We start from the raw sequence: 26477 nt of genomic DNA on the forward strand, positions 1-26477 counted from the left end.
GGCTCCGCTACGCTCCGCCTCACTTCACTCCACCTGCTGGTGGTATTAACTCGATACAGTTGAATATATACTTACACAAAGAATTTTACACTACCGATTTTTTTAGGGTAGGCTGTCTTAGTATTCTATGGGAACTGTTCTTAATGACCTGGCGCTCATCTGGTTTTTATTGTTATATTTAGAAATGAGTTTTGTTCTATACTTTTAGCATCTTTATACCATTTTCTTATCTCATTGTTTATCTTTCCTGTACAGTCCATCTGCACTTTTGCTGAGATGAAGTGTGTATTCATAAATAAGCTTGATGTATCATAGTATATACTTCTCTGCCCATTTGCTTACATGGCCCGCACCAGGTAGCATATAAATTGAGAAAATAAACTTGTTTTCTTGTTTCGCTTTCGCTTTATCTGGTCCTACGACAAATTTTTTCGAATTTTATACCCGATGTGTCAGTGCTTGCATAAACGGTGGCAAGAGGTAGGCACGGAAAGACGAGAAAATATAACTTCATATATACTGTTATTTGTTAGAATGTAGTACATAAGAATGCTGCAGGCGATATGGATTATCAACCAAAGTATTCACATGACTTTTATATAACACCGACTTGGTTGCAATCGTGCTATTGGAAAAAATCCGTAAGAATGGTCGGGGTGACAAATGGATTTTGTCGCCCAGGATCTCAGAGACAATGACTGCCAGTGTATAGATTATAAGACTTGCGAAAGCTGAAAATATATCAGTATCTTTCTTACCCCTTATTTAAATGCGAAGAATGAAAAACGTAGAAAATAATCTTCTAAATTTATGGCATAAGGAGGCTTTCAGCTTGTCTTCTCCTCTGTTAATTAAGCCGATTATTGACAGAAATATTGTTCAATACATCTATAGCTCTTTGCTGCAGTTTTTTAAACTGGAATACTTTCATCCGTCTCCTCCTGATACTCCTATAGAAGATATTAATTGGATCCATAGTTTGCTTGCCAACAAAGAAAACCTTGGCTGTTACTATGCGTTAAATGAAATATGCAATCTGCTTAATTATTATGAGTCTATAAAGAAGGAGTTACCTAATTCGATGGAAGGGGCCGTGAAAGACCCCAAAATATTAAGAACATTTCTGTTTGAGTTATTTATCTACCAGAAATTAGATAACGCCGGAATCCTTAATAAGAAAAAGGTAGTTAGAAACAACCAGGAACTGGAGGGAGTATGCCAAATCAATGGACGGGAGTTTTTATTTGAATGCAAAAAGGCATACTATCCTAAGCTTGATTCTTTAGATGCGTTGGTTTATGTGCTTAAAACATTTAGTGCTAAGCGAACCATGTTTAATAATCCTCAGGGGATGATTTGCTTCTTAACTGTTCCCAAACCAATTGTTAAAGGCTTTAAAAAGGCCTTTAATGCGTATTTACCCACGCTGGTTAACCTAAATAATTCATTAAGCGCTTCTACACCCGAGTTTAGCGAGGATTTGTTTGGTGGAAAGGTTACTGTTAAATTATATGATGAAATTGATTTCATTGAAGCCCACCTTCAGAATAATTATGACATATTATTTTATTTGAAACCGGTTTCCAGACTGGATGGCCTACGCTATCTGTACGGGAAATCAGTTGTAAATTTTTCGCAATATCAAAGCGAAATTTTTAAGAAGCTTGAAGGCATTCTCAAAAAAGTTAAAATGCAGCATAGGCCTTTTAATGGTCCCAAAATAATATTCATAGATACAGAGGCTTATCCAGAATTCAGAATGGGGCTTTTTCAGACAGAAAAAAGTGTTGTTATCACTGAAATAGATAGAATTATAAATAAAGAAAGATTCGCGAATACAATAATTTGTATTACAAGAAGAAGTATAAAGGAAGGCAAGCTGGTTAACGATGTTTATATCTATGCTCCGCCTAATCTTAACGAAGAAGGGAGAATAGCAGGGCGGATGTTTGAACAAAACTAAATTTTGAACTCTTTTTTGAACCTGCGCAAAAAGGTTGCGCAGGTCTGTGTTTGCTTTGTGATAAAGAACTTACAATGAATAAAACATATAACTACCGGCCTGGTAATGGTTCAGACGAAGACGTTTTTAGGGTGACTGCTAGAAAAATTGAGGAAATGAGTAGGACAAAGGATTTGAATTCTCTGCGGGAAGTAGTCGCGAACACCATTTTTAACCTGCGGCATTTAATAAATGCAATGCATTCAAGGAAGATCCGCATTAAGCCGTGGATGGAGCAGCTAGAGGTGCTATTGGTTAAAATGTCTCTACATGCTTCTTCCATTAACGAATTATCTAAAGCAACTCCCTTGTCGAGGGATGATTCCGCATCCTTTATTGATATTTCATCCAGTTATATACTATCAAGAGCTTTGCTGGAAAATTACCTGATGTTTTTCTATCTCTATATGCTTCCTAAGGATGATGAAGAGGCTCAGTGCCATAACTTACTTTATAAACTGAGCGGTTTATGTAATAGGCAAAAGTATCAGGTGTCATTGGCTCCCAATATTCTTAAGAAAGAAAAGGAATTTCAGGAGATTATTACCCTGAGAAAGCTCCTGGAAAAAAATGGGTACTTTCAACAGTTTTCGGAAAAAGAAAAAAAGGGCTTGCTGGGTAGCTCACCCAAGGCTTCGCCATATTCATGGGGCCAACTCATAGATCAATCCCATCTAAAAGGTGAGCACTTCTCGAGCTCATGGAAGATGTACTCCAACCATGCACATTCGGAGTATATTGGCAGCATGCAACTAATCAGTTATTTTCAGGATACTGAGGCTCTAACGCACACAATATTTCATAATCTTGAAGCCACCTTACTGGTTTTAGCTGTTGCCATTACCGATCTGCTTAATTTGTTCCCAGAACTGATACCTGTTTTTGATGTCGAAATCGATACAATCGGAAAAAGCTTTATACATTGTTGGTCAGTTGTAGGGCTAAGGAAGAATATAAATTCAGGGCAGCCTTCAGTAGACCCTAGTTCAGAGGGCTGTTAGTGTACCGAGGATTTTGACACCTTACTCTGAATCTTTTTTCTCTTTCCGGTTATACTCGGGAAGATGCTTTACAATAACCAATTTTCCTGCGCCCCCCGCGCGGAACGGGAAGTGTAGAGACTGTCAGATTCATGCGGAAATGTTCATTCAGCATTTCCTCAATGGTGTTAGCAAACCTTTTCTTTGAAGTGGCTTTAGCCCATCCTTCCACATGAGAAAAATGCTGTTCCCTATGTTTCTTCTCAGCGTGTGATTCACTATACAACGTAAGTCATCCATCCTTGCGCCGATATTGCCCGTCTCGCCAACGTAGGTAATTTTCGTTTGATCTTTGAAAAGGTAGACACCGGGCTTTCGTGGAAATTGTTGACACAAATCAGCTGTCAGTTCTATTTTTTGAGGTGGTTATATATTGCGTTCAGGTATTCTTCAGCAGGATTCTTGCATGTTATTTAATTTGATCGCCGGAGTATTTTTAAATGAAATCATATTCCACGGTGATTATAAGGGCGATGTTACTGCTTTTTTTACAATCTGGCAAATGGACATACGCCTGTATGCATAGTGTATAATCTTGTTCTGCCTTCATTATACCCTTGCCAAAAGGAAAGCTATGATGAAGGTGGAAGAACAAGTGATAATGCGTACCATAGCCTTATGCTTCAAACCCTACTTAAAGCGCGAAGAATGTCTGGTATACTGCAATCGTAACAGATGCAGATGTGCGTGAAATTAAAACGTTGGTGAACATTCAAAGGGTGATGCGATAGCTGGTAATAGTTTGCAAGATAAACTAGTTCCGTAATTAACCAAGACTCCTGGTTTGAGAAATTCAACGATCACGCTATATGTAAAATCGGTAAAAATCCCAATCATCGAAAGTAGTCCATTGGGACTATATTACCCCATTTAAGATAAACGAAAAAGATGATCAGTAATATGTAGCTTTTTTTCCTACTCATCAAAATCTCTTATTGGAGTAGAGCTTTCATAGGTAGAGTGATTTGCGACATTTGCTTTAATACCCCCCTGGAAATTTCACCCAACTGAGGCAGGGGAGAGCAAAACAGGGCTGTCAATGCAGCGGCTGAATTATTTAGTGCGAAAGTAAAATCCTTTGGGAACGCTATAGGAGAGTAAGGGATGTGAATTTATTTCTTTGTAGGCTGGTTAAACTATATGCCTAATTAGAATCCCCCAAGAATTCAACTTGATCCCTAAAATCTATGCTTGGTATTCTAATCCCCCAAGTTTTCAACTTGATCCATTATAATCGAACCAATTTTAGATTGAATATGAAGTGCTTACAAGTAAACTAACAATGACTAAAAATAGCAAACCCGCTCGTAGAGCGGGTTTGCTATTTTTAGTGCCCAGAACAGGAATTAACCTGGATCTGGTATGCAATAGGTTATAAATATCTTTAGTCAAATTGCTGTCAAGTTACAATATGGCTTAGTAATTAGCCGGATTCGTCCGCTTTCTTTCGCCTAACGACCTGTCAAGGCAAATATAGTTTTTAGTCACGGTTAAACGGCTATTTTTTTTAAATAGCAATTATATTACATTTGATGTTGCTATAGCGGGACAATCAACCATCTGTAAAACACCCTATACTTTAATCATGTGCCAACGCATCCTTTCCAAAGGGACAATTACCTTGCTGTTGCTGATTTTCAGCATTTTATGTTTTTTGCCTAGATCCTTTTCACAACTCCGGCGGATATATGTAGACGATATGGTAGCGGACAATGACATCCGCAATATAAGTTTCTTCTCCTCCTCTTCTGGTTATGTGGCTTTTGCCAGAAATGTGGGTTATACGACGGACAGTGGCAGGACATTCATCAAAAAGTATATTACCAATACGAACGTCAACTTTAATGGCTATTCGGTGAACCTTACCTTTGGCTTTAATATCAATGGTGTCAAGGCGTTCAGCCGGGACACTTTGTTTGCTTATGGGCACTATGGGAGGGTGCCTGCTATTCTGTATTCTGTAGACGGCGCCAATACATTCAGACTGGTTTTCCATCAGCAGTATAATGGTGTATTTTCAGATGGTATCAAAGGGATGGTTTTCCCAGCAGATAATGCCGAAGGCTATGCCATTGATGCGAATCGAATTATACGGACGCAGGATAGGGGTGGTTCCTGGCGTTACACTTCGGATTATGATAATGCCGAGGGCATATATGAATCAATGATCGACGCGGGCAATGGCCGTTTTATTGTATATGGTACCGGAAGTACCAGTAATGGACGAATACTGCAATACTTTAACGGTTCTAGGCTAAACCTGGTGGCACTTCCCTGTTGCGGCACACTAAAAGCAGCTTCTTTTCTGTCTACCGGCAGGGGCTGGATTGTGGTGAACGAAGATGATGTACAAGGAGTTGTCTATTACACGACAAACTGGGGTAATAGCTGGAGAAAGATGAGTCCCGCGCAGACGGGCATTCCCACTACCAAAATACAATTCGTGAATGATAGTGTTGGATATGCGTTGTATGGGCTGTATGAAGTATATAAGACCAGCGATTCCGGTAAGGTATGGGAACCGGTACCCAGGGATAACTCCTATAGCTATTTGAACTACACACATAATGCCATTCAGGCTTGGAATGAACAACAGTTCTGGGTTGGCGGCGGACAAGGCTTCCTTGAGATAAGCACCAATGCAGGCGGAAACACTCACCCCTGCGCTTATTTTTCGATAGATACGATCAACCTCTATCAGGATAGTAACGTGAAGTTGACCAGTTACGGTAAAGCGGGGTACACCTACGAATGGTTTAGGAATGACACCCTGCTGAGCCACGCTGCCTGCGTTTCCTACATACATAACAAGTACAACCTGCTGGATGCTATTAAGCTAGTGGTGCATAAAGACACTTTCACCGATACATTGGTCCGCTACCAGGCATTCAGCCGCCCGGTGATATTGCAGGCTTTCTCGCCTATGGCGGCAACGCCCGGTAAAACGGTCATCCTTAGCGGATACCAGTTTATCGGCACTTATAGTGTGACCTTTGGAGGGATACCAGCATCGTCCTTCAGGGTGGTTAATGACAGTACAATCTGGGCAGTAGTGGGAAGCGGCGCTTCAGGGGAGGTGGTGGTTACCGCGCCTAATGGCAAGGCCTCGTTGCCGGGGTTTACGTTGATCCCTTTGCCTGTATTTACGAGCTTTGTGCCGACAGCAGTAAAGATGGAGGATACTGTGGTTTTAAAAGGGAGGTATCTGTCTACTACCAAACAGGTCACATTCGGTGGCCAGCCAGCCACCTCCTTTGTGGTGGTGTCTGATACGCTGGTGAAGGCTATTGCCGGCTCCGGGGAACCAGGAAATATTGTCATTACAACTGAGGCAGGTACCGCGACGTTGAGTGGCTTTACGCTTTACCCTACTATTGGTGATTTCCTGCCGAAGTCAGGTACAACAGCGGAAGTGCTCAGTATCAGCGGTGGCGGTTTTACAGGTACTACGTCGGTCACAGTAGGCGGCGTATCCGCTACCTTTACGGTAGACAGCAGCAGTCATATTACCGCAATTGCGGGAGATGGAGGTAGCGGAGATGTGGTGGTGACTACACCCGCCGGTAGCTCCCGCTTAACAGGATATGCATTTAAACTGCCTCCTGTTATTACGACGGTGATGCCAACCAAAGGGCCTGTGGGTAGTACGGTGACTATTAACGGTCAACATTTCAGAGGGCAGACAGATGCCAATATTGTTATGTTTGGGGGGGTAAGAGCGGCTGTAACAAGTGCCACTACTACAGCACTGACAGTCACCGTGCCCTATGGTGCGACCTATGATCTGGTAAGCGTATCTATAGATCACCTAACGGCCTACAGCAACGAACCTTTTCATATTACGTTTGCAGATGGAGGTAGTATTACAGCGCAGTCATTTAAGCCGAAGTCAGACTTCCACCTAGCAGGCTATTTTCCTGTATCTGCACTTTCTGATGTATCTATAGGTGATATTGATGGTGATGGGAAGCTGGATGCAGCCGTGGCAGATTACTCCATGGCCCGCATTGTACTCAACACGACTACTGACGACAGCATTACCCTGTCTGAACCTGTTTCCATCGATGGTGGAGTAACGCCGGTCGGCGTTCAGTTAGGCGACATCGATGGCGACGGACTACCAGAGCTCGGCATCTACGACGCTGACAGCAGTCATATTTACATTTATCAGAACAGGTCTGTTCCAGGTACCGTTATCTTCAAAGACAGTATCCTGCTCAATGGCTACAATGTGCGCTTTCTGGATATGGACAAAGATGGGAAAACGGACCTGATAGCAGGAGGTTATGTGTACCGCAATAGCTCCTATATTGGTCATCTTTCTTTTGTTGGCCCGGCGGAAGTAGGCATTACTGGTAATATTGTATCTATCACAGATATGGATCGTGACGGATTGCCGGATGTATTGGCGTTCAGCACTGGTGCCAACAAGCTCACTATTGCAAGGAATATCAGTGTCAAGGGCACGGTAGCTTTTGAGCCAGCGCAAGAGTATGCGATGGATTATCCACATGGGCTGGCCACTGGGGATGTTGACGGAGACGGCTATCCGGATGTGGCATCAGACAATCCAGATGGGCATTATATCTCTGTTTTCCGCAACACCAGCAGCCCAGGACATATATCCCTGGCAGCGGCCGTCGACTTGCAGGCCGGTATTTCTCCCGCCAGCCCTGTCTTTACGGATATAGATGGAGACGGGAAGGTGGACCTGCTGCATATCAACAGCTACGAAGGTGAGCGGGCTACCATGAGTATCTTTAAAAATATTAGTACGCCGGGAGATATCCGCTTTATCGACAGGACAGCATACCAGGATTCTAATTGGGGAATGGAGCTTGCCGCAGCAGATTTCAATCATGACGGTAAGCCGGATGTAATGACCTTATCGCAAGGACAGGGGTATGTTTCGTTCTTTCGTAACAAGGTGACACCATCCCCGTCTATCTATGAATTTTCTCCGCGTATTGGAGATGCCGGAACCGTGGTGACTATCAAGGGCGCTAATTTCAGGCAAGTCAGCGCCGTTACTTTCGGTGGTGTTCCGGCGGTATCTTATACTATTATATCAGACAGCATGCTCCTGGCGACTGTGGGCAATGGCACTGCCGGCGATGTGGCTGTAACTAACAGCTATGGGACTGACATCAGGAAAGGTTTCTCTTTCGGCATTCCTCCGGTTATCATGACAGTAAGTCCTGTTAGTGGCCCAGTTGGTACAATGCTTACCATCAGCGGACACTATTTCAGCGCTATACCTGACAGCAATACCGTGTATATCGGCAAAGTTCGCGCAACAGTGCTTAGTGCAGATGCAAACAAACTGAAGGTGCAGGTGCCTGCTGGTATCACATATGAACCAGTGTCGGTGACTGTACGGGGGCTAACAGCCTATTCCAACGAGCAGTTTACAATAAGCGGTAATGCAAAGAATGAGGCCTTCAATAATGCATCTTTCAGTGCGAGGATTGACAAATCGGGTTCCAGCCTGGGAATCGTAGCAGATTTGAACAACGACGGCAAACTGGAAATCCTGTATACCCGCTTCAACCTGCTCTGCGTGTTACCCAATATCAGTACTACTGGCGCTATTAGCTTCGGCGCATTGCAGACATTTACCGCTGGCAATTCCGCCAACAGGTTAACTACCGGCGACATTGACGGCGATGGCCTGATCGATGTCATCATAGCTAACTGGAGCATGTCTTATATTTCGTATCTGCGTAATAATAGTAGCGGTGATACTATCAGCTTTGATCCAGTGAAACAGATTAATTTACCATATGGAGTAACGGCAGCAGGTATCATCATCGATGACATAGACCTGGATGGTAAACCGGATGTTGTATTATCTAGTTACAACGGCAGATCGTTCAACGTATTAAGAAACAATACAACGTCCGCTGGTGTGGCTTTTGACGATGGAATGGCCTACCCCCTGGACTTCTATCCAGGAGCGCTGACAGTATCAGACTATGATGGAGACGGGAAAAAAGATGTGTTAGTTCCTGGCGGGGATAATCATTGGAAAGTATATAAGAATATCAGTTCTCAAGGTGAAATCCGTTTTACATTCATGGAGAACATTTCGGTGCCAAATGGTTCCGCCAACAATAATACAGTAAGTGGAGACCTGAATGGTGACGGTTTAGCTGATATTGCGACGTCCGATATCCAGACAGGCAGCGTGGGTGTAATGCTTAACCAGAGCAGTAATGGTCAGATGCGATTTAAAGTACCATTGTATTTCCCCGCGGGCGTATCTACCTCCTACGTTAGTATCAATGATTTGGATGGAGATGGTAAGCCAGACCTTATCGCCAATAATACTGCAGGGGTAGCAGTCCTGAAGAATACCAGTACCATTGATTCCTTATCGTTCCTGGCGCCAATGTCATATGCCTCCCCGGGTGCAGTGTTCACTGGTACTACCGGTGACATGGACGGAGACGGCAAGCCAGAGTTGCTTGCCTTCCAGTATGATGGCATAACCTCTATCTTCCAAAATCAGGTAACAGACAGTAAGCAAATCTCACTTTGCGCCGGATTGGATACGACCTTATACGCCGGAGCAGTTGGTACTAGCTACCGATGGCAGATCAATACTGGTACAGGATTCAGCAATGTAGCAGATGATACAACTTACAGTGGTAGTCAGACGGCTATGCTGCATCTGCACAGTGTACCTGCAAAATGGAATAACTGTAGTTTCCGTTGCCTGGCAGATGATAACAGCGGACCGGTATATGGATTTAAGGTAACAACCACGGTCACCCCCGGTGTCACTGCTTTTGCTTCATATATGGATATTTGCCAAGGTCAATCGATTACTTTTACCTCGATGTCGACCAATAACGATTTCACCACCAAATTTGGATGGTTGGTCAATGGCGTTCCCAATGAGGTAATTACCAATCAATTTTCATCCAATGAAATACGTGATGGAGATGTTGTACAGGCAGTTGTTACAACGGGTGCCACTTGCTTTACAAAAAATGCTGATACCAGTGCGCCGATGAAAATCAATGTGACCAGACCTATCATCCCGGTAGTAAAATTGGTAACGGCAGATAGCGGTTATGTGAATGAATCCACCATCATCAACGTACAGGGCAATGATGTGCCGGATGGTTGCTTATTACAGTTGATGCGTAGTGTTGATGGAGATGCCTTTGAAGTGTACCGTACTCTTTACTATTCAAGCGGCGCCTCTTTTCTCATTACTGATAACAATACAGTATCCCGCCGTCAATACTATACCCAGCTGAGCGGTACCACATACAACGGTTATTGTGAATTCCATTTCAACATTGTTTCCGATACGGTGACCACCTGGATACGTAAGACAGAATCTATAGTGGATACTATCCGTATAGCTGTGTGTAGTGATGCGGATACGGTACTTACTACTTCGCTGAGCGGAACAGTGTATCAGTGGCAGGAGAACCGTGGACAAGGGTTTACTGATATATCAGACAACGACGATCTGATGGGCACAAAGACGGCAACTTTGCGGCTATTGCATATAAGCGAATCGGCTAACGGATACCAGTACAGGTGTCGGGTAGGGGAACAGTCAAAAGAATATTTCAGTTTGTCTGTAGAAGCTTCTGTTATTACTTCGACCTCTATTACGTATGAGGGAGGCTGGATTTGTAAAGGTTCGCCGGTTACCTTTACGGCGAGCTCTAAGAATGCAGGGGATATGCCTTCTTATCAATGGTTGGTCAATCGTACGAACACCGGTGCTACGGGAAAAGAGTTTACCACATCAGCATTACGGTTTTCTGATACCGTGTCGGTGGTGTGTATCAGTAGTGCGAGATGTGTTAGTAATAGTCCGGATACTACCGTTGGATTGGTCCCGTATGTGGTTGAGTTTGATCCATTGGTGGAATACAGAGACTCTACCCTATTTGTAACCAATTATAATGCGTCGTCCGAATTCAGTTGGCAGATGAAGGACAGCAGTGATGTATGGATAGCAGTATATGAGGGGACTACATCTTACAAGCCAGTGACCAGTGGTACTTATAGAGTTGCATTGTTGGTTGGTTCGTGTAGCTGGGTATCGGATGAATGGGTGATTAGAGTGGCTGACGATGACGTGGATGGTAGCACATCAATAGGTAGCAGGATAACGCCGAATCCGGTTGGGAGTACACTTCATGTCAGCGGATTGCAATTGTCGGACAGCTGGGAAACGTTGGAAATTACCAGTCTGACGGGGGCTGTCCGTAGTACCGCATATAACGTTGTGGGGCTGACGCATGTGGTGATTGATGTGCAGACATTGCCGAAGGGTTATTATTTGGCGGTGCTGAAACGAAAGAAGGGTAAGTCTGCTAGTATGCGGTTTATAAAGATATAGACAATCGGTTCTATAAACCGGCCGGTCCATCTTGATGGATCGGATTTTTTATTTCGGGAAAGTACGCTGAATAAACAAAAGGAGGACATCGTGAGTTTTTTATCAATACGTTGAACCTTTATCTTGTAAGGGGAGTTTAAATTCGTCTAACCACAAATTCATTACTTTAGCATCTCATTTTTGGGTCATTTTTTAATAAATTAATCATCCCAATTTATGAACGATTACAAAAAGATATTTGAGAAAGTTGAAGATACGCTAAGAGAAAAATCATTTTTATCGCAAACTGAGTTTGACAATAAATATGGTCATTTTAAAAGAATAGAAAATATAAAGAGAACAGACGAACAGCTGTTTGAAATAGTGACAATGACAGTTTTTTATTCAGGATTTAGCTCTGCAATCGTTGATCGTAAAAAGGATAAAATTTTGAGTTATTTCTCCAGTTATGAAACTACGTCTCAATATACAGAGAATGAATCCGTAAAGATTCTTACGGATTTTGACATGATTAAAAACAAAAAGAGAATTGATAGTTGTATAGCCAATGCTAAGACTTTTAAATGTATAGTCGATGAGCATCATTCATTTCAAGCGTATCTCGACAGTTTTGAAGCGAACTCCTCGTTTGAAAACCTCTTGTTGCTAAAAGAGGAATTAGAATATCGTTTTGAATATTTAGGAGGAACGACAGTTTATCACTTTTTAATGGACCTTGGTTATAAAGTATTAAAGCCAGATCGAGTATTGATAAGGATATTCAAACGCCTGGGACTTATTGAAAGTGAAACGCAGTTATTTAAGACAGTTATTCAAGGAAGGAAATTTGCGGAGGCTACTGGATTGCCAATAAGATATATCGATATCATATTTGCAAAGTAGGGACAACAAGGTGAAAACTTGGAATTCGGAATGAGAAATGGGATATGTCTTGAAAATGAACCTCATTGTAAAGACTGTGGCCTTACAACATATTGTAAATATTATTTAAGCAATGTTGGGTCCTCTAATACTTAATATGAAGCAAAAGTGCAAAGGAACATATATTTGTTTGAGCATGTAGTTAAGATCAAGATCGCATTTAGTGAACTATCGACAATTCGATGAATTTATCATTGGCTCGTAGAAGAATGAAGATCCTATTAAAGGGGGGGACTGTTTGGGCATTGGGATTATCAGAGTGAAAATAAGTGGCCAAATCCATTTCATCTTCGAAAATTGAGAGTATCAACTTTTTGTGTAAATGTATTTTCCATTGTTTGAAACCCTGCCGGGATGGGGAAGGGGGAATGGCGCGGCAGCAGCACCTTCTCCGGTTTCAAGGTTCATTGTGAATCATGACCGAATAAGCTGTTAAACACAAGAAATTTTATAGTCTCTTTATAGTCTCAAAAGCAGAGAGGAATCCCGTTAGTAATTTCCTGTATTCGTATTTGTTATCTCTCTCAATAATTTATTTACGTTAACATGAAATTAACTTTTTTTTTCGTGGATACGTTTATCTTTATATAGTAAAATTGTTTTTTTAGTCCTCAATAAATCCATCCCTTCTATGTAATAGTTACCCCGCGCGCCAACCCCATCTTTTCACATCTCAATAAGCATGCGTTTTTTAACCACCTAACTGTAGCAAATGAAGCTTTTTTACTTCATAGGGTTTAGCATTGCCCTAACGATATCCCTTATGTACCATGCCTTGGCCCAGGACAGTTTGCTTAACATACCCAGCAAATATTTGAACCAAGTCGGTAGGAAAACAGAACGAGCAACCCACCAGATCGATGCCAGTACAAGCAAGGCGATTTCTGCGTTGATGAAACAGGAATCAAAACTTTATAAGAAGGTACAAAGAATCAATCCCGAGCATGCCAGCCAGATATTTAAAAAATCTATGGATAGCCTGCTTGTAATGAAGAAGGCAATGCAGCTAAAAACGCTGCGATTACCTGGTGCAATTGAGCAATTCGTACCGTATCTGGATAGTAGTCGGAATACCTTGAAATTTTTAGATGAAAACAGGGCATTTCTACAAAAAGGTAAAGGTGACCTGCAAGTTGCTATAAACAAAGTTGGCGCCTTGCAACAGTCGATTAATAATGCCGCCCAGATCGAGCAATACCTCAAATCACAAAAGGAGGTCATCAAAGCGCAACTAAGTGCCTATGGCAACCTCACAAAAGATTTTACCAAACTAAATAAAACAGCCTATTACTATAGCCAGCAGCTAGGTGAATATAAGTCTATGCTTAGTGATAGAAAGAAGGCAGAGAAAAAGGCGCTGGAGCTGCTTTCGCAATATAAACCATATAGTGCTTTCATGCAACGAAATTCGATGCTGGCAGGCCTTTTTAACTTCCCCGCCGGCGATGGCTCCAGACAATTAGAAGGTTTGCAGACGCGTACTGCAGTAGAGCAGACCATCCAGCAGCACATCGGTACCAGTCCGGAGGCGAAAAAAGCGGTGTCGCAGTTAATGGATGAGGCGCAGCAGGAATTTGCTGCTTATAAATCTAAACTTCCTGATCTCAATAGTGCTGCTGACATGCCGGATTTTAAACCGAATCCCATGAAGGGAAAGACATTCCTTCGACGGTTGGAATTGGGCGGCAATATTCAGTTCAAAAAGAGTTCCGAGTATTTCCCTTCCAATACAGAGGTAGCCGTACAACTAGCCTACAAGCTTAACAACAAAAGCAGTGCGGGCCTGGGAACAGCTTATGGATTTGGTATGGGGACGGGCTGGGATCACATCAAATTTAGCCATCACGCCCTGGGCGTACGTAGTTTTATGGATTGGAAATTGAAAGCTTCATTCTATATCAATGGCGGCTTTGAAGGTAAATATATCACTGCCATTCGGGACTTTAATGATTTAAAGGCCTGGAACAGATGGCAACCCAGTGCCTTGCTTGGCATCAGTAAAAAATATAAAGTCAGCTCAAAAATAAAGGGAAATGTACAGCTACTGTATGATTTCCTGGCCACCCATCAGTCGCCGCGTCAAAGCCCGCTGGTGATTCGTTTCGGATATTGTAAATAGTCAGCATAATTACCTCAATCGATCAATCATGAAAAAGAATCTATTGTTAGCCGCACTTACCCTAAGTGCTGGTCTCGCCTTTGCACAAAACACTTTCCCTACCTCTGGAAACGCCGGCGTAAACACTACAACACCGGCTTACAACCTTGATGTAAATGGTACTTTTAATGCCAATTCTATATCCCTTGGTAAGCAACTCGTCCTGCCACAGGTGCCCTCAACCCCGGAAAGAGGGATATTCAATCTCATTCTGCCGGCTTTGCGATCTGGTAAGCGGTTGCATTCCGATGAACAGTTTAACAACGGTACTAATAGTTGTGTTCTCTACAATAACGCGGGCAATGGAAATGTCACCCTTAACCGCGTCGCAGTAACAGGAGCGCCCAACACTTCAGGGTATTGTCTGGAAATTACACATACGGGTGCTGCTGCACCAGGTCTGGGTGGTTACTATCAGCCTGCCATGAGTGGCGCTAACAAAACCCTGGTGCAATTGTTCCGTGCCAAAATACCCGTTGGCTATACGCTCAATTTTGCCAGCAATCTACTTGGTACCGGCTTTGTCCGCCAGTGGCTTACCGGCAACACTGGTACGGGTAAATGGGAGGATTACGCCATTATGATCGTATGTGGTTATACAGGTACATTCAGTACCGGTGGTTACGTTTTTCTTACCGGCGATACCCCGACTGTATCAACCCCGTTAGTATGGCAGGTTGCCTCATCTGCAGTATATGACCTGAGCGATCTTAAAGATAATACCATTCAAAACCAGCAAACGACCGATCAGTTAGCCGACCTGCGCATCACGGGTAATGGCTATATGGGTGGTAATGTCGGTATTGGTACCGCAGATACCAAAGGGTATAAGCTGGCTGTAAATGGCAATGCCGTTTTTAATAAAGCGGTTGTTAAACTCTATGGCAACTGGCCAGATTATGTATTTAGTAAAGGGTATGAGCTACCGTCCCTTACCACTTTGAAGGAATACATTGATAAGGAACAGCACCTACCGCATTTGCCGGCTGCCAACCAGGTGGAAGCCTCAGGTATAGACCTCGCTGAAAACCAGAGGGCGCTGGTAAAAACCGTGGAGGAACTTACGCTATACATTATTCAGTTAAAAGCTGAAATAGATGCGCTTAAAGCGCAGGTTCAATAATTGTTAATCCGACAAACCTTTTCCTAATGAAATTTTTAGCTTTCTACTTGGCCGTAGTAATATCGGCAAGTGCCGGGCAGCTGATGGCGCAAAGCAGTAATAACACTGATCTACTGCCGAAAACTGTGACGGCGGGTCCCAATACCACACAGTTTCATAAGTTCACCACCTTTGAAGTGGCTTATCATACAGGCGTCCCGGAAATCCAGATTCCAATATATACCATCGAATCAGGCCGCCTCAATTTACCCCTTACATTATCTTACCATGCTGGTGGTAATAAAGTCAATGAAGTGCCCGGATGGGTAGGTATGGGCTGGAGTCTGAGTAGCGGCGGTAAGGTTACCCGCGCTATCGTGGGCAACAAAGCCGATGAATCTGGCACAGGCTTTCTTCGAAATACCCTGCGTACAGATCTGAATACCAATGTAGATGCTGACCTACTATACATCAATGATATTGCTAAGGGGGATTATGACGCTGAGCCGGATATCTTCTCCTATGATATCCCTGGTTACTCGGGGCGGTTTTTCTTTAACCGGAACAACAATTTTGCACCATCACTGATCCCTTTTGCGCCGGTAAGAGTAAACAAATATTTTAATGCTTCCACCAGCAAGTTATGGTTTGATATAACCAATCCCGAAGGTGTAAAATGTACTTTCGGAGATAACTATCGCGAAGTCAGTAGCGGCAGTAATGGTGGTGTCAGCTTCGACTACACCACTGCCTGGATGCTGGAGAAAATGGTCTCAGCAGATATGCGTGATACAATAGCATTTAGCTATGTCATGCAAAGTTCTATTCCGCAGGAAGATGCTGCTGATACATGGGTGATAGAAGACAATGTACAGAATTATGGTGTTACCTTGCCGCCAGGCAGCCTGGAACAACAACCGGCGCCACCATATTCTCCTAACTCAATGGCTTCTTTGTCGTCTAGTGCTCATTCTTCGATCACTGGTGAGTATCTGCCAACCCAGATCTTGTTTAAAAACGGCAAGATCTTATTTAACCAGGCGCCATTAGGTAGACAGGATTTTACGTTTGGCTTTAATGCATCAAAAGCCCTTCAAAGTATACAAATCTATAACCTGAAGCCGGGCACCACCACCTATGAGTTGCTGCAAACGTTCATGCTGTACCAAAGTTATTTCATGAACGGATCTGACTCGCTGAGCCGCCGGCTGCGGTTGGATTCTGTGCAGGTGCTTGATAAAAACAATGCGCGGGTTTTTTCTTACCGTATGCAGTATGACAACCAGATGCTTCCCGTGCGCAGCTCCAAAGCAAAAGATCTCTGGGGGTATTACAATGGCAAAAACAATAATACCCTGATCCCCCAAATGCAGGTTGTCTACACTACTGGCGTGGTAGGAACGGGAACGCAAATCACGGTAGGAAGCGATATTGCAGATGGCCGCGACGTGGATTCGGTAAAAGCGCAAGCATCTATCTTGAAGCGGTTGTATCTGCCGACAGGGGGATATAATGATTATGAATATGAAGCCAACCGGTACCTGGACAACGGTGATGTACAGCTGGCAGGTGGGCTACGTATTAAGTCTATCAAGGCCTACGACCCGATCGGCAATGCACGTTTAACCCGTTTTTATAAATACGGACTAAACGAGAACGGAGCGGGTACTAAAAACTTTACGCTGAACAACTCCTATTATATTGCCACCCGCACACACCGCTATTGGTATCCATCTTCATATGGAATTAACATAATTGCCAATAAAACTTCCCGCACCATCGCTGCCAGTCCGGCTATTGATATTGTGCCCTGGGACGGTGCCGCCGTCATATATCCCCAAGTAGCCGAATACATCGACAGTTTGGGCGCTTCGGGCAAAACGGTGGTGACATTTAATGATATCACTGATCCACTGATCTCTGCCTCCTGGACCAAACCGGTGAAGAACAGTTACTTCTTTAGGCGCGGACAGCCTCTCAGCAAAACGATCTACAAGCGGGTGGGTAGTCAGTTTGTATTAAAGGAAGCTGAACAATCATATTACCAGGCCTTTGTTGATAGCACTTTCCCGAATGTGGGAATGGTGGCCATCAAAACTGTCGTGAATGAAGGCACCATAGATGACGGTGTAGTGTTACCTTCCAGTAGCTTGCAACCCAATGACGCCAGCTCATTCCGTTATAATTACTACAACATAATTTCCGGTGATAACCTGCTGACGAGTAAGGTCAATATGACCTATGATGACGGCGACCCAAACAGGTATTATAAAACCGTAGTGGTGAACGATTATAATAACCTCAAGCACATGCAGGTCAGCAGGGTTTACCAGATCAACAGTGAAGGGGATACCTTGTTCCAGACTAAAAAATATGCGGCTGATTATCTTTCCGGAAATACTACGGGCAGTCCCGTGCTGGATAGTATGGTGGCCCGTAACATGCAGACGTCTGTTATTGAATCGGTAAATTATAAAGTTGACAAGGGTACAACCACCAGGAAATTCACCGGCGCGGATCTGACCACCTATAAACTGGTGAACAGTAACAGGGATATTGTGAAGGATACCGAAAAGGATTTGGCAATAGACCGGCCTGTTACCAATTTTATATCATCCGCGGTCTCCAGTGGCACCCTGCAGTTTGACTCCCGCTACCAGAATCGTACAGTGTTTAATAATTACAATACGGGTGGCGCATTATCCCAGTTCACGGAAAAGACCGCTGGACCTACCGCCCAGCTCTGGGATTATAATAATGAAGAGATCGTGGCTGTCGCCGTCAATGCAAATGTGTCCGAGGTAGCCTACACGTCATTTGAAACTGCCACCAAAGGCAATTTTGCTTATACAGGCACAGTTACGGCTGATGCCACGGCGCCCACTGGTCAAATGGTCTATAACCTGGGGCAAGCCAGCGGCAGCATAACCTTTCCCGCATTCAGCTCTTCGCAGTCCTACCGTATTTCGTACTGGACAAAGAACGGCACACCTTATTCGCTCTCCGGTACACAATCGGGTTATCCCCAAAAGGGCCTGACCTACCAGGGCTGGACCTACTATGAACACAAGATAACCGGCATCACCAGCCTTACGCTCACTGGTACGGGTATGATCGATGAGCTCCGCCTTTGCCCCTTTGGATCCCGTATGGGCACGCGGTCTGTCAACCCGCTGGTAGGTGTGACCGCCACGGCCGATGATGCAGGCAACCTTAAGCTGTACGAATATGACAGCTTTAACCGGTTCAAACTGGCCCGCGAGTTCAACAACATTATAAAGACGATCGAGTATCAATACAAGAAATAACGTTAACGCCAAACCATATGAAACAGATTAAATGGAGGCTACTTTTACTGCTGGTCGCAGTAGTGGCCCTGTCGCAAACGAGTTGGGCGGCGGTTCCCAAAACATATCCTTCAACCGTTAGTTTTCCATTTCCCTTACGGGGAATGATTGGCCAGCGCGTTGTTACAATAGAAGGCCCTGGCTGCGTGCTGCCTGGTTTCCCGATTGGTTATTACTCCACCGGGACAAACCTGGGTGATAATTCGCAGTGGTGCGTAAATGGCGGTAGTATCCAGGGTACTACCTCAACATGTAAGAGCGGAACACCAGTACCCAGTATAACAGTCACTTTTACAGCGGACGCGCCATCCACGCAGATATCGCTTACTGTCAATGGCGGCTCTTTTACGACACTGACGCCAGTGGTCTTAAAAACAAATCAGATCAATATTAGCGGCAGTCAACAGGTGGTGTCCGGCACTACGCCTACGCCGCTGACTTCTATAGAAACTGCTCCGGAGTGTAGTGGCTTCACTTATCTCTGGCAACAAAGGGTGTCCGGCGGTAGTTGGACAGATATTACCACCGCGACCAGTGCAACCTATAGTGTTCCGGTGCTGACAACTACGACGGATTTCAGGAGGCAGGTCTCCGCCAATGGAAATTCCATGTACTCAAACGAGATCACCATTTCAGTTACTGCTCCTCTTAGTGCCGGATCAATCAGTAACCCTGTGACGGGACCCATTGTCTATAACGGCAACCCCGGTACAATTACTTCAACAACCCCTGCAACGGGAGGTACGGGCGGATCCTACGTGTATATCTGGCAAAAAAGTACCAATGGAACAACCTATACGGATATTCCGGGCGCTTCAGCTACCAGCTATGCACCCGGTAACCTCATGGCGACAACGTACTTCCGCAGAAAAGCATCCATAGGATCGGAAACTCAGTACAGTAACGTAGTTACCATTACTGTATATCCGCAGTTTGTGGTCGGCAACATTACCAACCCGGTGTCTGCACCCATTAACTATAGCACGGCGCCAGGCACCATCAATGGTCCTACAGTTTCCGGGGGCGGATGCAGTAGCGCTTACACGTATCGCTGGCAGGCATCGGCAGACGGCGTTAATTACACCAATATAAACGGTGCAACCACCCTCAATTATAATCCGGGCACCATGACGGTATCACGGTATATCCGGCTGATCGTTACTTGTGGAACAGAGAACAAAGCCACAAATGCTATTTATATCCAGGTATATCCGGCTATATCGCCTGGTACCATTACCGCCAGCCAAACCATAGATTATAATCAAGTGCCTGCTCAGCTCACCGGCAGTGTTGCTTCCGGAGGTAATGGAACAGTTGGTTATCAATGGCAGTCTTCTACCGATAATATTACATTTACCGGCGTTTTTGGTGCTACAGTTATTAGTTACGGTCCACCTGCCCTTACCGCAACGACCTATTACCGCAGAGCGGCACAAAGTAACGGCGCTACCGCATATAGCAATGTATTGACAATTACGGTAACGCCGCCTCTTACATCTGGTGGTACGATTTCGCCCGCTACAAAGACAATCAACTACAATACAAGTCCCGGACAGTTGACGGGTACCGTGCCTTCAGGAGGTGGACCTGTTTATGACTACCTATGGCAATCATCGGACGATAATGCCACCTGGAGTGATATTGGAACGGCTACCGGCCAACATTATACGCCAGGCAATCTGACCGCTAAGAAATACTTCCGTAGAAAGGTAACCAGTAATGGCTCTACCAACAGCAGCAATACGGCTACCATTAATGTGTATCCAGCCCTGCAGGCCGGCAGTGTCACTCCCGCGAGTTCAACGATCAGCTACAACACTGTAGTACCAACGCTTACAGCTAATCCGACCGGTGGCAATGGCTCCTATAGCTATGTCTGGCAAACGTCGACGAACAATTCAACATGGACCGATTATCCCGGTTCTGCTGATAAGGATCTGGATTACGACAGTGGGTTGATCGCAACCACCTGGTTCCGTGTTATTGTTACCAGCAATGGAGTGTCTGCTACCTCGGCCAGCGTTGTAGTAAATGTGCTGGCCCAGCTCAAAGCAGGCGTCATCACGCCCAATAATCCGTCCATTAACTATAATACCGCCCCAGGGAACCTGAGTGTTTCACCGACCGGTGGGAATGGAACTTATACTTACCAATGGCAATTTTCCGGGGATAATAGTTTTTGGCAGAACGTAGGGACCTCTTCCAACACCTACACGCCAGGCAACCTAACTGAAGATACCTATTACCGCTGCCTTGTGACCAGCGGTGGCGTTACGTCTACGAGCCAAAGTGCGCTCATAAACGTCTATCCACCATTAACAGTAGGCGCGGTTATGCCATTGACCCAAACTATATTGCCCAGTGCTGCGGCTACTCCGGTGAGTTGTGGAGCGCCTGCGGGTGGCAGTGGCAGCTATACTTATGTATGGCAAAAATCAATCAATGGCACTACGTGGACAGATATTGCAAACAGTAATGCGCTAAGTATTGATCCGGGTGAGTTAAGCGCGAATACTTATTACCGGCTGAAAGTGACCAGCAACGGCGTAACCGTATATTCCACAGCAGCGCTGGTGCAAGTGCAGTTGACTGGTGGCCTTATCACCGCTTCCGCCTCATCGGTGGCACCCGGTGGTACTATCACCCTGGCCAGTGCCGCGCCGGCTACTAACGGTAGCTGCGGTGGCAGCTATACCTATATCTGGCAGAAATCTGCTAATGAGATGGACTGGACAGATTTTGCATCTGCAACCATCTCCAACATCATGGCCACCAGCTGGTACCGCAGAGAAGTAACCTGCGGCTCGGAGGTGACCTATTCCAATACGGTGATCGTAAGGGTGAATAGCGGCGTGGCCGGCATCCCTGATACGGTAACGATGATGACTACGACACAACCGGTAGCTACAATGCCGGCATATGGCAGCGGCGCTAGTGCGACCAACATGAACTACATGCGTACACGCATCATCAATAAACCGGGTGTAACTACCGAAGCAGCAGCTACTGCTTTAACAAGTCCCGTGGATGTTGAACAGGAAACGGAGTATTTTGATGGACTTGGAAGATCGCTTCAAACAGTAACCAAACAGGTAACCACGGGCAGCAAGGATTTGATCACCCTACACTTTTATGATCCCTATGGACGTGAGTCGCTTGAATACAAGGGGTATGGCGCCAACACGAGCGATGGTAACTTCAAAACAGACCCGGCTACTGCACAACCTGCATTTTATAATGCTATGTTCGGTGGTAGGGAGAACTTCTTTTATAAGAGGTCTATCTATGACAATTCTCCGGATGGTGATGTGCTGGAAAGCCGCCAGGCGGGCAAATCCTTCGAAGGAAACGCCCGGGGTAAGCGCACCTTCATACGGGCAAACAGATCGAGCGAAGCTGTACGTATATGGGATATAGGTTACAATGAAACAGATATCCCCACCAGTACTTCCACGTATGCATCTGGTAGCCTCCAGGTAACTGAAACGACCGATGAAGACAATAACAAGGTCATCAAATATACCAATAGGGACGGCCGGGTCGTATTAAGCAAGCAACAGAATGATGAACAGGTAAGCGAGGACCATACAGACTGGCTCTGTACCTACTATGTATATGATGAAATGGATAAACTGCGGTGCATTATAACGCCAAAAGCCGTAGAAGCTATTAAGAGCAATTGGGTATTGAATGCCACTGTCTATAATGAACTTTGTTTTAGTCACTATTACGATAGCAATGGCAACCCCATCATAAGCCGCAAACCGGGTTACGTGACGGTTGAGAATGTTTATGACGGCCGGGAAAGGAAGGTGTTCAGTCGTACGAATCTGGAGAAAAACAAAGGGCAATGGTCTATTTACACCTTTGATGCATTAAACCGCCCGATTATGAACGGCTTTTATGTATCGCCGGGTACCCGGGCTGTCCTCCAGGATAGCATCAACAACTATTCAACACCTTCCCAAACTATTTCAAAAACATATCCTAACATTAACCTGGTATTGGACCAGCATGATGGTTCGCCTTTATATCAGGCCACAAATAGCATTACGCTGCTTCCTGGTTTTGATTCCGACACTGACGTCACCACATTGGAGATCAACGCTGCCGCCACGGGTGAAACGCTTGCATTCGCGCCCGACAACTTTATGACCGCCATCAATACCGCCGCCATAAAGCCGAATGTCTATCTGTATTATGACGATTATAATTTCCCTGGCGCCCAGCAAGGCCTTACCAGTGATCTCAGTAAGCCGTTGGCGCTAAGCAATTATAATGCAGACGCTTATAGTTCGTTTAATCCTATCAACACAAGCTTGGCCACCGGAATAAAAAACCGCGTGTTGGGTACTGACCAATGGCTCACCAGTACGTTGTACTATACGCCACGTCGAAAACTAAGTCAGACTGTAGAGCAGAATTTAAGTGGTGCTACCACAGTAAGCAGCTCTCTATATAATTTCAAGGGCACGTTGCTAAGTAAATACGTATCGCACACAAATGCGCAGGCCAGTGAGACACAGCCTGTCTTATATCTTTATCACCTGAACCTGGCAGGTAAAACCGATTCCATAAAGGTGAGGTTCAACAATGATGCTGCTACACAGAAAACGGTAGCATACACTACTTATAATGAATTAAACCAGATCAGCCAGAAAAAAGTAGGTGTAACCGGTACCAGCACACAGTTGGAGACTTTTGACTATGGTTATACGCTTAATGGTGATATTACCACGATCAATGAGGCGTTTGTCAATACGCCTGGTAGTACTGCTAACTGGTTTGGACTGGTGAATAGTTACGATAAGGGTTTTAACGTAAAATTCTTCAGTGGATTAATGAGTGGCACCAAATGGAAGAGCAGGGGAGATGGAGTTGCTCGCGCCATGGCCTTTAGTTATGATAATAGTGGAAGACTTGCCGGTTCTTCATTTAATCAGCAGAATCAGGGAAGCATTGCATGGCAAAACAACCTTGCTGATTTCAGTTCCAATTTCCGGTATGACGAGAACGGCAATATTGTCTCCACGGTTCAGAAAGGACTCGATGGGCCCATAGTCAAAACCATTGACAGCCTTGAATATGGTTATTTTGCCAGCTCCAATAAGCTCAATTACGTTAAGGACTATAAAAATGAAACCGGAAGTAAGCGCGGTGATTTTAATGAGACTACTAACGATACTTCGCGTGATTATTGGTACGACGCCAATAATAACCTTACCCGTGATAAAAACAAGGGTATTGACAGTATCCGCTATAATGAGTTCAACCTGCCGGAATATATTTCCATCCCTGGAAAAGGAACTATCAACTTTGTGTATACTGCTGATGGTAAGCGCCTCCGTAAAACGGTAAATGATGTTTCCGTAACGCCAGCCAAACAAACGGTGACAGATTACATGGATGTGTTTACTTACCAAAATGATACCCTTCAACAGTTTACGCATGACGAAGGCCGCGTGCGGCTTGAACACGGAAGCAGCGGTGAAGTGAAATATACTTTTGACTACTTTGTACGTGATCCGGTCGGCAACACCCGTATGGTATTGGGCACCAGCACGGACACCAGCAGGTACATGGCTACAATGGAAAGTCAGTATACGGAAACAGAAAACCTGCTGTTCAGTAATATTGATAACACACGTTCAGCTAAACCAAGTGGTTATCCTGCAGATGCTACGACTATCCCAAACAGTTCTGTAGCCAAACTAAATGCTCAAAATGGTCAAAAAATAGGTCCATCGATAGTACTACGCGTCATGGCCGGAGATACCATACAGGCCGGTGTAAAAGCATTCTATAAAAGTGGTGGGTCAACCAGTTACAATGCCACGGCGACCGACATGCTAAATGCCTTGTTGTCGTCTTTTAATAGTAGTGGGGTGCTAGATGGGGTACATCAGGGATCAGGTGCTAACAGTCCTATCACTGCAATGACATCCAGTTTGTACAACGATGTCAAAAACAATGATCCGTCTCAAAACCTACCAGACAGACCCAAAGCATACCTGACCTACGCTGCCTTTGACGACCAGTTCAACCTGGTTAGTGAAAATTCGGCGGTACGTCAGGTGCAGAATTCCCCGGATATCCTGCAAACCTTGGCCACAGGACAGATCGTTATCAAACGAACAGGGTTCATTTATATCTATGTCAATAACGAAAATGGCCAGGACGTTTATTTCGATAACCTTTCAGTGATCCACAATAGTGGGCCGCTATTGGAGGAAACGCACTACTATCCGTATGGCTTAACAATGGCTGGTATTAGTAGTCATGCGCTGAAAGGTGATGACTATTATACAAATCGGAAAAAGTATAACGGTATTGAATTCAATAGCGACCTAGATATTAATGAGTATGAGGCGCAATTCCGGACATTGGATCCCCAAGTCGGAAGGTGGTTGCAAATGGACCCGAAGACCGATGAAATGGAAAACTGGAGTCCGTACGCTTCCAATTATGATAATCCGATTAGGTATAATGATTTCCTGGGTGATGAGCCTGCAGAGGGGCCTGGTGATCCGATTAAGCAATTTGGGCTCATTACTGGAAACGAATACAAGTTGACTGCACCTAAAGATTTCAAATCTTCAATCCAATTTGCCGCAGAATATACTTGGGGGACAGTTACTGAGCTCGCTGCGGGAGTGAACAAGTACATAAATCCGGTTTATGCTGTTGTAAATGGCTCGCAGGCGGTAGTCACTGGCAAAGATTTAATGTCTGGGGAAAAGATGAATGCTTCTGAAGCTTCAATGCAGCTTTTAGCTGCAGTTCCGGTAGGTAAGGTTGGCAATATGGTTGGACGTTTAACGGTCGCGGGAGAAAAATTGGTTGCTAAAGGAGCCATACAAGCGGTGGAAAAAACAAAAAAATTTAACTTATCTTCCTTCAATGAAGTATTAGGGATGGCCAAAACTCAAGGTAAAAACTTTACTGCAGCGGCGGAGCAGACGCGGGAATTTGCCAAGGGCATTAATAAGAGCTTTGTTCAAAAGCTAAAGGCAGGAGGTACCGTTGTTAAAGGTGCATTAAAGCAGTATGAAAGACAAATGAAAAACGCAATTAGGGATTTTGAGAAAAAAGGAAAAGATTTTCAAGTTCAAGAGGCAAGATTTAAAACAATTAAAAAAATACTAAAACTATGGTAAGTAACGATTTAGTTATTAAATTTACGAATACTACGGAACAACCATTGACGATTGTGATAGACCCTCCTGTTTATGATTTTGACTTGAATCCACAGGAAGATTTGCAGTTGAAAATTATTGATTATAGAAGTGCTTCAATTGATGTTAGTGATATTATAGACGTTCGATATTCGACGCCAAATGCGATAAATATTGACATTAGGTATAACTTCAAATTGGTTGCAGTTTTTCGAGGTGAAGAGCAAACTATTTGGGGCCTTTAATAATAAGATGGATCAAGAAGTAATCTTTTAACCAATGTCCTTTATGGGGCAAAGTCATAAGGCAAGGCGCTCGGAAAACCGGGCGCCTTTTTGATATTATCGTGGTTGTTTCCCCT

The 26477-nt window shown here is 44.4% G+C and carries 9 protein-coding genes and 1 pseudogene; 9 read left to right on the plus strand and 1 reads right to left on the minus strand.

Annotation, left to right across the window (positions count from 1 at the left end; all coding sequences use genetic code 11):
• Positions 1–289 precede the first annotated feature (289 nt).
• Positions 290–376: pseudogene (locus CLV42_RS34630) on the minus strand (thioredoxin domain-containing protein); the annotation flags it as partial.
• Positions 377–778: 402 nt separating this feature from the next.
• Between CLV42_RS34630 and CLV42_RS26580 the strand changes: the two are divergent.
• The 9 genes from CLV42_RS26580 to CLV42_RS26620 all read left to right on the plus strand — a co-directional run bounded on the left by CLV42_RS26580 (position 779) and on the right by CLV42_RS26620 (position 26361).
• A complete protein-coding gene (locus CLV42_RS26580; RefSeq protein WP_106604977.1) occupies positions 779–1963 on the plus strand; it encodes a hypothetical protein in 1185 nt (394 codons plus the stop codon).
• 74 nt (positions 1964–2037) lie between these two features.
• A complete protein-coding gene (locus CLV42_RS26585) occupies positions 2038–3003 on the plus strand; it encodes a DUF5677 domain-containing protein (protein ID WP_106604978.1) in 966 nt (321 codons plus the stop codon).
• Positions 3004–4696: 1693 nt separating this feature from the next.
• Positions 4697–11413 carry an FG-GAP-like repeat-containing protein gene (locus CLV42_RS26590; protein ID WP_170117663.1) on the plus strand — a complete coding sequence of 2239 codons (6717 nt, stop codon included), beginning with the start codon at positions 4697–4699 and terminating at the stop codon, positions 11411–11413.
• A 216-nt stretch (positions 11414–11629) separates the two neighbouring features.
• Complete coding sequence (locus CLV42_RS26595) at positions 11630–12295, plus strand: DNA-3-methyladenine glycosylase I (RefSeq protein ID WP_106604980.1); 666 nt, start codon at positions 11630–11632, stop codon at positions 12293–12295.
• Positions 12296–13046: 751 nt separating this feature from the next.
• The gene (locus CLV42_RS26600; protein WP_106604981.1) at positions 13047–14453 is read left to right on the plus strand and encodes a hypothetical protein; all 1407 of its coding nucleotides are present in this window, start codon (positions 13047–13049) and stop codon (positions 14451–14453) included.
• A 28-nt stretch (positions 14454–14481) separates the two neighbouring features.
• Positions 14482–15615, plus strand: a complete 1134-nt coding sequence (locus CLV42_RS26605) for a hypothetical protein (RefSeq protein WP_106604982.1) — start codon at positions 14482–14484, stop codon at positions 15613–15615.
• Positions 15616–15641: 26 nt separating this feature from the next.
• On the plus strand, positions 15642–18902 hold the full coding sequence (locus CLV42_RS26610) for a hypothetical protein (protein WP_106604983.1): 3261 nt from the start codon (positions 15642–15644) through the stop codon (positions 18900–18902).
• A 17-nt stretch (positions 18903–18919) separates the two neighbouring features.
• Entirely contained in the window at positions 18920–26098 is a 7179-nt protein-coding gene (locus CLV42_RS26615; protein ID WP_146154487.1) for a DUF6443 domain-containing protein, read from the plus strand.
• Positions 26092–26361 (plus strand): hypothetical protein, encoded by a 270-nt coding sequence (locus CLV42_RS26620; RefSeq protein ID WP_106604985.1) that lies wholly within the window; start codon positions 26092–26094, stop codon positions 26359–26361. Before CLV42_RS26615 ends, CLV42_RS26620 begins: the two co-directional genes overlap by 7 nt.
• Positions 26362–26477: the final 116 nt, after the last annotated feature.

Origin of the sequence: Chitinophaga ginsengisoli (genome assembly GCF_003014595.1) — a bacterium.
Lineage (GTDB): Bacteria > Bacteroidota > Bacteroidia > Chitinophagales > Chitinophagaceae > Chitinophaga > Chitinophaga ginsengisoli.

What these genes read in the sequence shown, in the direction of transcription:
- CLV42_RS26600 (WP_106604981.1), top strand. Translation starts at nt 13,047, where the DNA reads ATGAAGCTTTTTTACTTCATAGGGTTTAGCATTGCCCTAACGATATCC.
- CLV42_RS26585 (WP_106604978.1), top strand. Translation starts at nt 2,038, where the DNA reads ATGAATAAAACATATAACTACCGGCCTGGTAATGGTTCAGACGAAGAC.
- CLV42_RS26620 (WP_106604985.1), top strand. Translation starts at nt 26,092, where the DNA reads ATGGTAAGTAACGATTTAGTTATTAAATTTACGAATACTACGGAACAA.
- CLV42_RS26580 (WP_106604977.1), top strand. Translation starts at nt 779, where the DNA reads ATGAAAAACGTAGAAAATAATCTTCTAAATTTATGGCATAAGGAGGCT.
- CLV42_RS26610 (WP_106604983.1), top strand. Translation starts at nt 15,642, where the DNA reads ATGAAATTTTTAGCTTTCTACTTGGCCGTAGTAATATCGGCAAGTGCC.
- CLV42_RS26605 (WP_106604982.1), top strand. Translation starts at nt 14,482, where the DNA reads ATGAAAAAGAATCTATTGTTAGCCGCACTTACCCTAAGTGCTGGTCTC.
- CLV42_RS26615 (WP_146154487.1), top strand. Translation starts at nt 18,920, where the DNA reads ATGAAACAGATTAAATGGAGGCTACTTTTACTGCTGGTCGCAGTAGTG.
- CLV42_RS26595 (WP_106604980.1), top strand. Translation starts at nt 11,630, where the DNA reads ATGAACGATTACAAAAAGATATTTGAGAAAGTTGAAGATACGCTAAGA.